Consider the following 14,656-nt stretch of genomic DNA (forward strand, 5'->3'; position numbering starts at 1 on the left):
CTCAGCCCAAACGGAACTTTTTTACTCCAATAAATGAAATTATTGAATAAAAAGAGTAAAATATCGCAAAAATCACGCTTTGGCATATCATTTAAATATCTTGCTAAAGTAACACATTAATTAAATAAGGATCTTTTATGACTCAACTGAGCGTTGTAATTTTAGCAGCGGGTAAAGGCACTCGTATGTATTCAGATTTACCAAAAGTGTTGCACCCGGTTGCCGGTAAACCGATGGTAAAACACGTTATTGATACTGCAAAACAGTTGGATGCCAAACAAATTCATTTAATTTACGGACACGGTGCGGATTTATTAAAAACACGCTTAAGTGAAGAGCCTGTAAACTGGGTATTCCAAGCCGAGCAATTAGGCACAGGGCACGCAATGCAACAAGCTGCCCCATTTTTTGCTGATGATGAAAATATTGTGATGCTCTATGGCGATGCTCCATTGATTACCAAAGCTACCTTAGAACGTTTAATTGCAGCTAAACCTGAAAACGGTATTGCACTATTAACTGTTGAATTGGAAAATCCGACCGGATACGGACGTATTATTCGTGAAAACGGCTCAGTAGTTGCTATTGTTGAACAAAAAGATGCAAACGAAGAACAACTTAAAGTGAAAGAAGTAAACACCGGTGTAATGGTAGCAAGTGGTGCAAGTTTCAAAAAATGGTTGAAAAACCTCAATAATAACAACGCACAGGGCGAATATTACATTACTGATGTGATCGCAATGGCAAACCAAGACGGCTTCAAAGTACAAGCGGTTCAAGCCACTGAATTTATGGAAGTAGAAGGAGCAAATAACCGTTTACAACTTGCCGCATTAGAACGCTTCTACCAAAAACGCGAGGCAGAAAAATTATTGCTTGCCGGTGTTACGATTATCGACCCGACTCGCTTTGATATTCGCGGTACAGTAACTCACGGTAAAGATGTCTCTATTGATGTGAATGTCATTTTAGAAGGCGAAATCAAACTAGGCAATAACGTGAAAATCGGTGCCGGCTGCGTACTGAAAAATTGTGAAATTGGCGATAATGTGGAAATCAAACCTTATTCTGTGCTTGAAGATTCAGTAGTAGGTGCGAAATCCGCTATCGGTCCATTCTCTCGCCTACGCCCGGGTGCGGAATTAGCGGAAGAAACCCATATCGGCAACTTCGTTGAAATCAAAAAAGCGACTATCGGCAAAGGTTCTAAAGTCAATCATTTAACCTATGTGGGTGATGCGGAAGTAGGTAAAGATTGTAATATCGGTGCCGGTGTAATCACCTGTAACTACGATGGAGCGAACAAATTCAAAACCATTATCGGTGATAATGTATTTGTTGGTTCAGACAGCCAATTAGTTGCACCTATTACCATTGCAAGCGGCTCAACCATCGGAGCCGGTGCAACAGTTACTAAAGATGTGGCTGAAAACGAGCTAGTGATTAGCCGTGTGCCACAACGCCATATTCAAGGCTGGCAACGCCCAACCAAAAAGAAATAACAAGCGGTCAAATTCTGCTGATTTTTTGCAAAAGCCTCTGTGAAAACAGAGGCTTTTTGTTAATTAAAGCCCCCAGAAGTCAAATAACCAATCTCCACTCGGCTGTTTAATTGCGTGATGCATTTTTCTAACAACCTCTTCACTTTGTGGAGAGACGTAAACCGCTTGAAATTCAATCGTATTCGCGGCTAATTTTTTAATACGCTCAATGCGTAATACGTTTAAGCACCCTGATTTATGGTATGCCATATTATGCTGTGGCATACCTAAACCGTTAGGTTCCATACTATCAGGATCACTATATACTGCTAATTGCTTTGTCGGGGGTATTACACGCTATCAGAGCCACATATTTAGAAATTGCTGGTTTTGCTTGATTAAATAAAATTTTAGCATCTTGACTAGCTTTAGCTCTATTCACTGCACTATCAACCGAAGATTGAGCAGCAGAAGTTACAGCAGTACCGGAAAGTGCAGAGTTCACAGAACTCAATACTCCATTAACGCTGGAAAGTGTTTCAGTAACTACTTGACAACTACTTAAACCAAAACACATTAAAACGGAGAGATATAGCTTAGTTTTCATTTAATAGCTCCTAAGGATATTTATTTGAAATTTCATACTTCTATATGAAGACTAAAATATAACATATTGCTGAAATTCATACAATTATAGGAACCATAAAGGTATGAGTTTTGGAAAAAATTGCTATTGCATTTGGTAGAGCTATTCGCCAATTAAGAAAACAGAAAAATTTATCACAAGAAGAACTTGGATTTGAGGCGGATTTGCAACGCATTTATGTGAGTAAATTAGAGCTTGGACAACAACAACCTAGCATCACAACCATCTTTAAATTAGCTAAAGGACTAGGCTGTACATCAACAGAATTAATGGAAAGAACAGAACAACAGTTAAAGGAATTATAAAGCCCCTAAAGTATCTTACTTTAGAGGCTTTAAATATTAAGATAAACGCATTGATGCTTTTTGATAAACATCATTACGCTCTCGTTTTCCGACAGCTATCACTTTCACTACGACCCTATCATCAATAACTTGATAGACTAAGCGATAACCTGAATTACGTAACTTGATTTTATAACAATCCTTCATTCCTCGTAATTTTGCACTTTCCACACGAGGATTTTCAGCTCTCTCTTTCAGTTTTTCCACAAACTGCTTTCTTAATGCTAAATCTAATTTACGGAACTCTTTTTCCGAAGATTTAATAAATTCAATCGTATATTTCATTTCAATAAATCTGCTAATTCAATCTCATAACTTTCTTCAAATTGTCGTTCTTCAACAATTTTAGCAAGCTCTGCATCATCAGCTAATTCCATTAAATATTCATAGATATGTGGTGGAACACAATAAAAAGCGGGTTCATTACGATTGAGGATTGCAATAGGTTCGCCTGCAGCAGCTCTCATTGTTGCCATCGGGTTTGTTTTCAGCTCAGTAATACTTGCAACTGTATTTGTTAATATAATATTAGGCATAAATAAAACTCCTTATTTAGAGCTATTTATCGCTCCTTTTATCGGTTTTGTCAAGATAATATAAACAAAAAAGCCTCACTAAAATCATAGATTAGTAAGGCTTTTTTCAGATTTGAAAATCTACTCCCACTCAATCGTTGCGGGTGGTTTACCTGAAACGTCATACACTACGCGGGAAATGCCGTTCACTTCGTTGATGATACGGTTGGAGATTTTACCTAATAAATCATAAGGCAAGTGAGCCCAATGTGCGGTCATAAAGTCGATGGTTTCAACAGCTCGTAAGCTCACAACCCAGTCGTATTTACGTCCATCCCCCATTACTCCGACCGATTTCACCGGCAGGAATACAGTAAAGGCTTGGCTAACTTTGTAATACCAGCCTGAGTTGTATAACTCTTCGATAAAAATAGCATCGGCTTTACGCAGTAAATCACAGTACTCTTTCTTGATTTCACCAAGTACACGCACGCCTAAGCCCGGTCCTGGGAATGGGTGGCGGTTCAGCATTTCAGCCGGTAAGCCGAGTGCCAAGCCGATTTTACGTACTTCATCTTTAAATAATTCACGCAATGGTTCAACTAAACCCAGTTTCATATAATCCGGCAAACCGCCCACATTGTGGTGCGATTTAATCACGTGTGCTTTACCTGTTTTACTTGCGGCGGATTCGATTACATCAGGGTAGATTGTGCCTTGTGCTAACCATTTTACTGAGGTTAATTTTTTCGATTCATCATCGAACACGTCCACGAAAACTTTACCGATCGTTTTACGTTTTGCTTCCGGTTCGTCAATACCTTTTAACGCATCTAAGAAGCGATCTTCTGCATTTACTCGCACAATGTTTAAACCAAATTTATCGCCGAACATTTCCATTACTTGATCGCCTTCGTTTAAACGGAGCAAGCCGTTATCCACGAATACGCAGTGTAAGTTTTTGCCGATAGCACGGTGTAATAATAATGCCGTTACAGACGAATCTACTCCACCTGATAAACCTAAAATTACCTCATCATCGCCCACTTGCTCTTTAATACGAGCAACGGCATCTTCGATAATGTTTTCCGGTGTCCAGTTACGCTCACAGCCACAAATGCCTACCACAAAGTTGGTTAGAAGTTCTAAACCACTTTTTGTGTGTGTTACTTCAGGGTGGAACTGCACGCCATAGAAACGGCGACTTTCGTCCGACATTGCCGCAATCGGGCAAGTTGGTGTGACACCAATTACTTGGAAACCTGCAGGTAAACGCGTTACTTTATCACCGTGGCTCATCCAAACATCTAATTTTGGCTCACTAGCGGTTAAATCATCGTTTAATTTTGCAAATAGGTTATCGGTTGCTTGTAATGCCACAGATGCATAACCAAACTCACGGTGATCGGAGGTTTCGGTTAAGCCACCTAATTGCATCGCCATCGTCTGCATTCCGTAGCATATACCAAGCACAGGCACACCTGCATTGAATACATATTCAGGGGCACGAGGGCTGTTTTCTTCAGTGGTACTCTCAGGTCCTCCTGAAAGAATAATCCCCGTTGGATTAAATTCACGGATCTGTTCTTCCGTTACGTCCCAAGCCCAAAGCTCGCAGTACACGCCAATTTCACGCACACGACGGGCGATCAGTTGGGTATATTGTGAACCGAAGTCGAGGATTAAGATTTTATGGTGGTGGATATTTGTCATTTGAATTTCTCTTTACTTAATTAAATTTTTGCTTAATCCGTAGGGGCAACTTGTTGCCCCTAGCTATTCGATATCGTTTGTTGCTTTTCTTTACATCAATCCCATTTTTTCACGGAATGCTTTGGTCAATGTTTGGTATTGCACCAACACATCAATCGCATTTGAACTATAACCGATTTCTTTTAATAAAGTTTCTAATTCGGATTGGCTTAATTGAGCCAAAGCATTTTCAGCAGGCAATAATGCCTCATTTAATTCTGCTGCGTTCATTATTTTTCCTTTTGGTTAGTAGTCAAGCGGTTAATTATCTCAAATTTTTTGCAAAATGCCCAAAATCTCATTCATATCCTTCCCCATATAATCCGCTAAACTTTGGTCGATCAGCATTCGTTTTTCTTCATAGCCAACTACGGTTAAGCCTGCGGTTTTAGCAGATTTCATTCCGTAGTAGGAATCTTCAATCGCTACCGCATTTTCAGGCTGCACACCTAATTTTTCGCAGGTGTAGCGGTAAATAGTTGGATCTGGTTTGCTGTGTTCAAATTGTTCGCCGCTGACGATAAAATCAAATTCATCTTTAATGCCGCATACGGTCAAAATATTGTCAATATGCGATTTTGCTGATGAAGACGCCACCGCTAATTTGATATTGTTTTGCTTGGCGAAATCAATGATCTTTTGAATATCGGCTCGGAAAATGGTGCGGAAATCGACCGTACTAAATAAATTTTGGAAAAAGGCATAGTAGCGGCTGCGAATTTCTTCAATCGGCAAGCTGGATTCACTTAATTTTTGCACAATTACCGGAATTTCTTTTAAACATTTCCCTACGACTTCGGATTGCTGCTCCAAGGTAATCGGGCGGTTGTGTTCTTTAAGATCTTCGATAAACTGCTTTTGCAGTGAAAACTCAAGATATTCGGTATCGACAATCACGCCGTCCATATCAAAAATGATAGCTTGGAGCATAGAGCCTCTCTTTACAAGCGGTTAATTTTTCGCAAAATATTACAATTGTAGGGGCGAATAATGATTCGCCCCTACACCATTAGCCCATACGGTAGTTTGGAGCTTCTTTGGTAATTGTCACATCGTGAACGTGTGATTCTTTAATACCTGCACCGCTGATGCGTACAAATTGAGCTTTAGTACGTAATTCTTCAATCGTCGCACAGCCGGTTAAGCCCATGCAAGAACGTAATCCACCCATTTGTTGGTGGATAATTTCTTTTAATAAGCCTTTGTATGGAATACGGCCTTCAATGCCTTCCGGCACTAATTTATCTGCTGCATTATCTGATTGGAAATAACGGTCGCTTGAGCCTTTGCTCATTGCCCCTAAAGAGCCCATTCCACGGTAAGACTTGAATGCTCTGCCTTGGTAAAGTTCGATTTCGCCCGGTGCTTCTTCCGTACCGGCGAACATAGAGCCAACCATAACACAGCTTGCACCGGCTGCAATCGCTTTAGAAATATCGCCTGAGTAACGAATACCACCGTCTGCAATTACAGGAATTCCACGCTCTTTTAATGCAGCTGCCGCATCGGCAATCGCAGTAATTTGTGGCACGCCCACGCCTGTTACGATACGAGTAGTACAAATTGAACCCGGACCAATCCCCACTTTCACTGCACTTGCACCGGCATCCGCTAACGCAATTGCTCCTTCAGCCGTTGCTACGTTACCTGCCACAATCGGGAGATCTGGATATTTTGCACGGGTTTCTCGCACACGTTGTAAAACACCTTCTGAATGACCGTGTGAAGAGTCAATTAACAACACATCTACACCTGCTTTCACTAAGGCATCAATACGCTCTTCATTGCCTGGGCCGGCACCGACTGCTGCCCCAACACGCAAACGTCCTAATTCGTCTTTACACGCATTCGGTTTGCTTTCGGCTTTTTGGTAATCTTTTAAGGTGATCATCCCTTTTAATTTGAAGTCATCACTCACCACTAATACTTTTTCAACACGGTGTTCGTGCATTAAATGAAAAATTTCATCACGGCTTGCACCTTCTTTTACCGTAACTAAACGCTCTTTTGGCGTCATAAATTCACGCACGGTTTTGCTTAAATCGCTCACAAAGCGAGTATCACGCCCGGTGATAATTCCCACTAAATTTTGGTTTTCATCCACCACAGGATAGCCTGCAAAACCGTTTTGTTTCACGATATTCGCTAATTCAGCAAGAGTAATATCAGGTGAAACGGTTACCGGCTCAGAGACGATACCGCTTTCAAATTTTTTCACTTTACGCACTCGATCAGCCTGGCGTTCAATCGACATATTTTTATGAATAAAACCAATGCCGCCTTCTTGGGCTAACGAGATCGCTAATTTGGTTTCGGTTACTGTATCCATCGCAGCAGATAACATTGGAATGTTTAAGCGAATGGTTTTAGTTAATTGAGTTGAAAGATCGGCTGTGTTTGGAAGCACTGTGGAGTGTGCTGGGACGAGAAGAACATCATCAAAAGTGAGTGCTTCTTGTTTGATACGTAACATTGCAATAATTCCTTAAAAAGTGATTAAAATGAAAAAACTGTATTGGAAAATTGCGAGCGGATTATACAGATAAAAATGTAAGTTGTAAACTTTCTAGGCAAACGTTTTCGTTATTTGTAAATAAAATAAACAAGCGGTTAGATTTCTCTTATTTTTTGCAAAAAAATGAGGAAATCTAACCGCTTGTAACCAAAAGGACATATTGCTACGTCCTTCCTTTGTATTAAGTTTTACGCTTCTTTTGTGGTTGGAAAATATTTTTCCTCATCAAATTCACGTAAAGGTTTGTGCTCCTGACCTAAGAAGGTGTAAATCACAGGCAGTACAAACAGGGTAAATAGTGTTCCAATCGCAAGACCTGCCACAATGACCATTCCCATACTGAAACGGGCGATCGCACCGGCACCTACCGCAAATAAGAGCGGAATTAAGCCTGCAATCATCGCTGCGGTGGTCATCATAATCGGACGTAAACGAATGGTTGCCGCATAAACAATAGCATCATAGCGAGATTTGCCGTGATTTAATTGCTCTTCTTTTGCCACTTCACACATCAAGATACCGTGTTTGGTGATTAAACCAACAAGCGTAATCAAGCCTACTTGCGAGTAGATGTTGAGCGTGTAGCCTGCCGTCCAAATACTATTGGCAAATGCCATCATATCTTTAGAGCCTGTGCCGGCGGCAATTCCCATAAACAGTCCTTTCATTGCTGATGGAATGTTCATAACCAGTAATGCTCCACTTACTGCCAATGGAACAGAAACTAAGATTACTAGTGGATCACGCCAAGACTCAAACTGAATTGCCAGTACGATATAGATAATCACAACCGCAAGTGCAAATGTCATTGCCATTGCATTACCTTCTTGAATAAATTGACGAGACTCACCTCTAAAATCGTACTGATAACCAGTAGGTAAAGTGCGATCTAATTCTGCTTTCGCCCAATTTACGGCATCACCGATAGAACCGGATACTACACCGCCAATTGTCGCAGAGTTTAACTGGCTCATACGAGGTAATGAGGATGGTGAGGTAGTTAATTCCATTGTAACAAATGAACCTAGCGGAATAGACTCTCCAGTTGCAGTCGTAACATAGTAGTTCATTAAATCTTCAGGATTTAAACGGTCGTTACGTACTGCTTGCGATACAATTGGATAAGCACGAGAGTCAATATCGACACGGGTAATAATTGCACCCGATAAGAATGCCCCTAATGTGCCACTTACTTGCTGCATCGTTACGCCATAAGCCCCCATTTTTTCACGGTCGAATTTCATATTCATCGTTGCCGTGTCAAATTTTAGGTCTAGGTTCGCAAAGAAGAACTGCCCAGATGCCTGTGCTTTTTTCAAGAACTCGGAAGCCACCACTGCTAATTTTTCATAGCTGTCTGCTGTTGTAATCACAAGTGAGAACGGTAAGCCGTTTTCGCCTGTTGAGATCTCAGGGAAAGCAATCGCATTTACGTCCATTGCAACTACTTTTTTCCCTAGAGCTGCAATTTCGTTTGAAATTTCTGCACGCTCACGAGTACGATCATTCCAATCTTTTAATGCGATAATCGATAATGCACTATTACCACCATTGAACCCTGAGATCGTCATAACCGATGAAACTTCAGAGACTTTAGATACTTCCTCAGTAAACGGAGCTAAGGCTGCTTCTGTATAATCTAAATTTGTGTTAGATGGACCATTCGAAATCCCTACAACGAAACCGCGATCTTCTGTTGGAGCAACTTCACTTGAAAGTGAGGTAAATAAGAACGGTAGGCTTGCAAAAATCAATACCGCAAAAAACAGCATAAAACCACGAACTGCCATTACCGCACTTAGCATATTGGTGTAGCAGCTTGTCATTTTATCTAGCGAGCGATGAACAAAGCGTGCAAAACGAGATTCTTCACCTTCTTTATGCTCTTTTAACACTCGACTAGACATCATTGGTGAAAGCGTAAGAGCTGCAATTCCTGAAATAAATACCGCACCGGCAAGAGTTAAAGCAAACTCTTTGAAAAGTGTGCCTGTTACCCCTGTCATTAATGGCCATTGGGGAATATACTGCTGCTAATGTGATTGTCATTGAAATTACCGGTAAGGCAATTTCACGCGTACCAATAATTGCTGCATCAAATGGCGTTTTACCTTCTTTAACGTGGCGTTCTACGTTTTCAAGTACTACGATCGCATCATCTACTACTAAACCAATCGCTAATACTAACGCAAGTAAGGTTAGAAGATTGATTGAGAAGCCAAACATTTGAAGCAGGAACAATGCCCCGATAAGTGAAATCGGAATGGTAATAACGGGTACAATCATTGCACGGAGCGAACCTAAGAATAGGATAATCACAACTAATACAATAACGGTTGCTTCTAAAATAGTACGGATAACTTCATTGATTGAGCTATCAATCGCAATGGTTTTATCATAAACGATATCCCCTTGAATGCTATCCGGTAAGTTTCTCACGACCTGATCAAACATTGGGTAAATATCTTTTGCTACAGTCAATGAGTTAGCTGTAGCTGCAACTGAAACCGCTAAAACCACCGCTTCTTTGCCACTTACTGTTGCACGAGCAGCATCACTAGCTTTATCTAATTCTACGGTGGCAATATCTTTGAGTTTAATTGTTCTACCATCCGGTGTCGTTGAAACGGTAACTTGTTCTAACTCTTGAACGGAAGGAGTTGTTGATAAAACTTTGTTTTTATATACCGTATAATAACCGTTAGCATTACCGGCTGCAGTTTGTAAGTTATTAGCACTTAATGCCGATAAAACCGCTGAGCCCGATAGCTTATTGCTCGCCATTTTATCCGGATCTAACCAAATGCGTAAACCAAAAGTTGAACCATACACATCTACGCTTGAAACACCATTTACGGTAAAGAATTGCGGTTTAACCACACGGTTCAGGTAATCGGTTACTTGTGCCGTATTTAATTCATCAGACACAAATCGAATATACATTAACGCATCATTAGAACCGGTCGAAACTCTGATAGACGGGTCATCAATACCTCTCGGTAAATTAGAACGTACCGCATTCACTTTTGCCGAAATGTCTGAAAGTGCTGCATTCGGATCGGTATTTAACTTCATTTTCGCGGTAACTGTTGTCGTACTTGGCGAGCTTGATGAAGTCATATAGTCGATATTATCCGCTTGAGCGACCGCCTCTTCTAACTGTGAGGTAACAAGAGCTTGCATTAAACCGGCATCAGCACCTGAATAGTTCACGCTTACCGTTACAATAGAAACAGTCATCTCCGGATATTCACGCACCTGCAATTTTTCAATCGATTGTAAGCCTAAAATCGTAATGAGTAAGCTAATACAAACGGCTAAAACAGGGCGTTTAATAAAGATGTCAGTAAATTTCACTTACTACTCCATTAAAGTTTGCTGTTTTTTGCTGGTGTGCTAATACCAACGGCTTCAATATCAGACACTTTTACTAACGAGTTATTACTCAAACGTTGTAATCCACCCGTTACAATTAAATCACCGGCTTTCACGCCTTTCACTAATTGCGAATAATTACCTCTGCGGTCAGCGGTTTTCACTTCCGCTTGTTTTGCACGATACATTTTGTTTACATCTAAACTTGGATTCTGTGCTGCCATTTTATTAACCTTCTCTTTATCTTCCTCAGATAAAGGCTGCAACACATAAACCGTTTCACCATACATTGTATAAGCTACCGCAATTTGTGGCACAACAACCTGCTCTGTTTGAGTTGGTAACGCTACATTTAAACGTGCAAACATACCTGAAAGCAATTTTTCTTGCCCTTCCTCAATCACCGCTTCAACATTCATTAAACCTGTTAAACGATCAACGGCAGGATCAATTGCCACAATACGAGCAGGGAAAGTTTGTGCAGGTAACGCATCAATCTCTGCTGTTACTTTTTGACCAACCGAAACTTGCTCAACATTAGTTTGTGGAAGAGTAAAACGTACTTTCATAGAAGATTGATCTTCAACACGCACAATTTCAGTTCCCATTGTGATGTATTGTCCTACGTTTACATTCACAATACCCGCCACACCACTAAATGGGGCATAGATTTGACGGCGTTTGATAATTGAACGTAATGACTCAATATTCGCCAATAGTTGGTTATAGGTTGATTGAGCATTATCAAATTCTGCTTTTGAAGCACTGTTCGATGCAATCAAATTGCGATAACGTTCAAAATTGGCTTTAGCTGTTGAAAGCTGGGCTTCTGAAGCTCTTAAATTAGCAAGTTCGACGCTACTGTCAAATTCAACTAAAAGATCACCTTTTTTCACACGCTGACCTGATGTAACCAGCACACGGCTTACCACACCTGAAGTTTCAGCACTCAACATCGCCCCTTGATTTGGGCGAATATAACCAACTGCTGAAATTGTGGGTGTCCATTCTTGTGTAGTAACCTGCATTGCCGTTACTTCACTAACAGATTCAGGCATATTTGCCGCAGCTTCTGTTTTTTTCATCGCCCCGATTTTTTGTAATCCTACGATTGCAGCAAATACAATCAATACAATTAACAATGTGAGTACAATTAAAAACTTTCTGCCTTTGCCCGGCTTCTGCGTTTCCGTTGTCATACATTCTCCGTAAATAAATAAAAAATAAACCTAAAAAGTAATTGCTTTCCAAGTGCGTAAAATAATCTCATCAAGATATGCTTCAAAATTACTGTCTTGATTGAGCTTTTGTAGATACTTAATATCTACCAATGTACCAATACTTAACGCATAGAGTAATTCATTTGGTAAATCTACAATTATTTTTTGCTTCTTACCTTCAAAAATTAACTTATTCCAAAATGAATTTTCATCTGCAATGGTTTCCCGAATTAGCTCATCAATTCCAACAACTGCCTGAAATTGTTTTACCAACTCCAATCGTTCTGTTAAAAACTGCCATTTCTTTTGCATCAATGCTTGATATTGCTGAAACAAGTCCATTTCAGAGATAAACCCAAAAGACAAGTAATTGTTATAACATTCAAGCAATTGAGTTGCTAACCCGTGCAATAAATCATCTTTTGTTTTAAAGTAAAGATACAATGTACCCGAAGCAATACCCGCTTCTTTGGCAATATTACGCATTGAAAGGTTTTGTAAACCCTCATCTACGATTAGCTTTTCAGTGGCTGATAAGATACGATTTACCATCTCTTCTTTTGGCTCGATCCGCCTAGACATTTGATCTCCTAGCCTATAATGAACGGTCGTTCATTTTAGCCATTTTTAGGAAAAAAGAAAGCAGAAAAATTATAAAAATGATGAATAAATTCATTGAAAAAATTAAATTTTTTTGAACAAGCGGTCGGATTTCGTCAAAACTTTGCAAAAATCAGCCAAACAATAAGTCTGAATGCTACTTTCTGCCTATTTTTATGCTACTATTGAAATATATCTTTAATATATCTTTTATCTATTTATGGCAACAAAATCTAAATATCATACAAAGCAATTTGATGCATTATTAGCCGATCTTATTGTAACTATTGAAAAGCACAAAGCTCCCGTTGATTTATCTTTAATGGCATTAGGTAATATGGTAACGAATATTTTAAGCGAAAATATTCAAAATCCCTCACAGCGTGAAGCTCTCGCAGAAGCTTTTGCAGACGCACTAAAACAATCATTAAAAGCTAAATAACAATTATGTTTAAACGCCTACACGCTTTATTGCCGGCAAACTCCCGCCAATATCGGGATGCCACCTCACAGAAAATAACGTGGGGACACTGGTTTGCACTATTTAATATTGTGTTAGCGTTACTCATTTCGTCTCGTTATGCATTCAATGCAGACTGGCCAAATACTCTTGTCGGCAAACTTTACTTTTTTGTCAGCTTATTTGGGCATTTCAGTTTTGTCGTTTTTGCGGCTTTTCTACTAATTTTGTTTCCACTCAGTTTCATCATTAAAAATGACCGTACCTATCGAGGGCTTTCGGTTATTCTTGCCACAATCGGGCAAACTGTTTTATTAGTTGATACTGAAGTCTTTAAGCAATTTTCTTTGCATTTATCACCGCTTGTATGGGATTTATTAGTCAATCCCGAAGAAGGTGAACTTACCCGAAAATGGCAACTATTATTTGTGCCAATGCCACTGATTTTATTAGCAGAAATGATTTACTCTCGTTGGTGTTGGCAGAAGCTGCGTAGCTTCAGTCGCCAAAAATGGGGAAAATATGTTGCGTTATTTTTCTTAGTAAGCTTTACTGCCACCCATTTAATCTATGCGTGGGCTGATATGAATGCTTATCGCCCGATTACCGCCCAAAAAGCGAATTATCCGTTGTCTCACCCGATGACCGCTCGTAACTTTTTAGAAAAACACGGATTTATTGATAGAGCGGAATTAGATCAAGAAATTGAAGAAAGCGGGCGTTTAGATACCTTTTTCTTAAATTATCCTAAGGCTTCTTTAGTCCCAACTCAGCAATCAAATACAAATATTTTATTAATTAATCTCTCAGGTTTGGCTAAAGAGATGATTAATGCTGAAAATATGCCTTATCTCTCCGAAGTCAGTCAGCACTCTTACCGCTTTATGAACCACTATAGTAGTGGCGATAACCATTCAGCAGGTGCGTTAGGGTTATTTTATAGTTTAAGTGGGAAATATTTAGATTCTGTATTGGCAGATAAAACCGTTTCACCATTAATTCAAGTTTTCAAAAAATCGAATTATCAGCTAGGGCTTTTCTCCCATAACGGATTTGCTGATCCGATTTATCATCAAGCTATTTTCTCTGGTATTTTATTACCTACGGCACATAGCAATGTTGGGGCAATTTCACAATGGAAAAGTTGGATTAGCAGTCGTTCGCTGGATAATCCGTTTTTTAGTTATTTGGATTTAAGTGTGCCATCAGCAGCATCTAGTCAAGATCAACAAAAACTATTCGATCTGCAATTCGCTGAAATTTGGCAACACTTAACGCAAAATGCATTATTAGGTAATACGTTGGTTATGATTACTTCTGATACTACCAACAATGACTCAACCGATGAAAATCCGTTTGCGAAGAAACACATTCAAGTTCCAATGCTATTTTATTGGCAAGGCGAAAGTAAAGAGTACAATTTCCTCTCAAGCCATTTAGATATTATGCCAACGTTATTAAGTGGCTTCTTTAAAGTGCAAAATCCGCTTAGCGATTATGCACAAGGTATTGATTTAAGTACCCAGAGCCAACGCCTGTGGGTCTCTAGCTCTAACCATAAATGGAATGTGGCAGTAATGCCGAATGGCGAGCAATACCATATTGATCGCAAAGGGAATTTCAAACATTTCAATGCAAATGGAGAAATAGAGAAAGACACTCGCCCACCGCTTGCTTTGTTCTTACAAATGATTCAGCAAAGCAATCAGTTTATTGAGAAATAAAAATAAACAAGCGGTCATATTTTC

14 protein-coding genes and 1 pseudogene are annotated in these 14,656 nt (G+C 39.7%); 4 read left to right on the forward strand and 11 right to left on the reverse strand.

Going from position 1 to position 14,656, the window contains the following annotated elements; all coding sequences use genetic code 11:
- Positions 1–137: 137 nt before the first annotated feature.
- Positions 138–1,502, forward strand: a complete 1,365-nt coding sequence (gene glmU / locus V6W77_RS05360; RefSeq protein ID WP_334254018.1) for a bifunctional UDP-N-acetylglucosamine diphosphorylase/glucosamine-1-phosphate N-acetyltransferase GlmU — start codon at positions 138–140, stop codon at positions 1,500–1,502.
- Positions 1,503–1,565: 63 nt separating this feature from the next.
- Here the strand turns inward: glmU and V6W77_RS05365 are convergent, their stop codons facing one another.
- Entirely contained in the window at positions 1,566–1,787 is a 222-nt protein-coding gene (locus V6W77_RS05365; RefSeq protein ID WP_334254019.1) for a hypothetical protein, read from the reverse strand.
- A 13-nt stretch (positions 1,788–1,800) separates the two neighbouring features.
- Positions 1,801–2,088 (reverse strand): hypothetical protein, encoded by a 288-nt coding sequence (locus tag V6W77_RS05370; protein ID WP_334254020.1) that lies wholly within the window; start codon positions 2,086–2,088, stop codon positions 1,801–1,803.
- Between the two features lie 110 nt (positions 2,089–2,198).
- On the opposite strand from V6W77_RS05370, the gene V6W77_RS05375 reads away from it, so the two are divergent.
- The gene (locus V6W77_RS05375) at positions 2,199–2,432 is read left to right on the forward strand and encodes a helix-turn-helix domain-containing protein (protein ID WP_283385806.1); all 234 of its coding nucleotides are present in this window, start codon (positions 2,199–2,201) and stop codon (positions 2,430–2,432) included.
- A 36-nt stretch (positions 2,433–2,468) separates the two neighbouring features.
- Here the strand turns inward: V6W77_RS05375 and V6W77_RS05380 are convergent, their stop codons facing one another.
- The 9 genes and pseudogenes from V6W77_RS05380 to V6W77_RS05420 all read right to left on the reverse strand — a co-directional run bounded on the left by V6W77_RS05380 (position 2,469) and on the right by V6W77_RS05420 (position 12,430).
- Entirely contained in the window at positions 2,469–2,756 is a 288-nt protein-coding gene (locus V6W77_RS05380) for a type II toxin-antitoxin system RelE family toxin (RefSeq protein WP_283385805.1), read from the reverse strand.
- On the reverse strand, positions 2,753–3,007 hold the full coding sequence (locus V6W77_RS05385) for a type II toxin-antitoxin system Phd/YefM family antitoxin (RefSeq protein ID WP_283385804.1): 255 nt from the start codon (positions 3,005–3,007) through the stop codon (positions 2,753–2,755). Before V6W77_RS05385 ends, V6W77_RS05380 begins: the two co-directional genes overlap by 4 nt.
- A 120-nt stretch (positions 3,008–3,127) precedes the next feature.
- Positions 3,128–4,699: a glutamine-hydrolyzing GMP synthase gene (guaA, locus tag V6W77_RS05390; protein WP_334254021.1), complete on the reverse strand. Its 1,572-nt coding sequence runs from the start codon at positions 4,697–4,699 to the stop codon at positions 3,128–3,130.
- 90 nt (positions 4,700–4,789) lie between these two features.
- Positions 4,790–4,969 (reverse strand): hypothetical protein, encoded by a 180-nt coding sequence (locus V6W77_RS05395; protein WP_025342666.1) that lies wholly within the window; start codon positions 4,967–4,969, stop codon positions 4,790–4,792.
- 39 nt (positions 4,970–5,008) lie between these two features.
- On the reverse strand, positions 5,009–5,668 hold the full coding sequence (locus V6W77_RS05400; protein ID WP_334254022.1) for an HAD family hydrolase: 660 nt from the start codon (positions 5,666–5,668) through the stop codon (positions 5,009–5,011).
- 79 nt (positions 5,669–5,747) lie between these two features.
- A complete protein-coding gene (gene guaB, locus V6W77_RS05405; protein ID WP_283385800.1) occupies positions 5,748–7,211 on the reverse strand; it encodes an IMP dehydrogenase in 1,464 nt (487 codons plus the stop codon).
- 230 nt (positions 7,212–7,441) lie between these two features.
- A pseudogene (locus tag V6W77_RS05410) lies at positions 7,442–10,610 on the reverse strand (efflux RND transporter permease subunit).
- Between the two features lie 11 nt (positions 10,611–10,621).
- Entirely contained in the window at positions 10,622–11,827 is a 1,206-nt protein-coding gene (locus V6W77_RS05415; protein WP_025236115.1) for an efflux RND transporter periplasmic adaptor subunit, read from the reverse strand.
- Positions 11,828–11,857: 30 nt separating this feature from the next.
- Positions 11,858–12,430 (reverse strand): TetR/AcrR family transcriptional regulator, encoded by a 573-nt coding sequence (locus tag V6W77_RS05420; RefSeq protein WP_334254023.1) that lies wholly within the window; start codon positions 12,428–12,430, stop codon positions 11,858–11,860.
- 238 nt (positions 12,431–12,668) lie between these two features.
- On the opposite strand from V6W77_RS05420, the gene V6W77_RS05425 reads away from it, so the two are divergent.
- Both V6W77_RS05425 and V6W77_RS05430 read left to right on the forward strand, forming a co-directional pair.
- The gene (locus tag V6W77_RS05425; protein WP_025236117.1) at positions 12,669–12,890 is read left to right on the forward strand and encodes a YejL family protein; all 222 of its coding nucleotides are present in this window, start codon (positions 12,669–12,671) and stop codon (positions 12,888–12,890) included.
- 5 nt (positions 12,891–12,895) lie between these two features.
- On the forward strand, positions 12,896–14,632 hold the full coding sequence (locus V6W77_RS05430) for a DUF3413 domain-containing protein (RefSeq protein WP_025236118.1): 1,737 nt from the start codon (positions 12,896–12,898) through the stop codon (positions 14,630–14,632).
- Positions 14,633–14,656 lie beyond the last annotated feature (24 nt).

Origin of the sequence: Mannheimia indoligenes (genome assembly GCF_036880405.1) — a bacterium.
Lineage (GTDB): Bacteria > Pseudomonadota > Gammaproteobacteria > Enterobacterales > Pasteurellaceae > Mannheimia > Mannheimia indoligenes.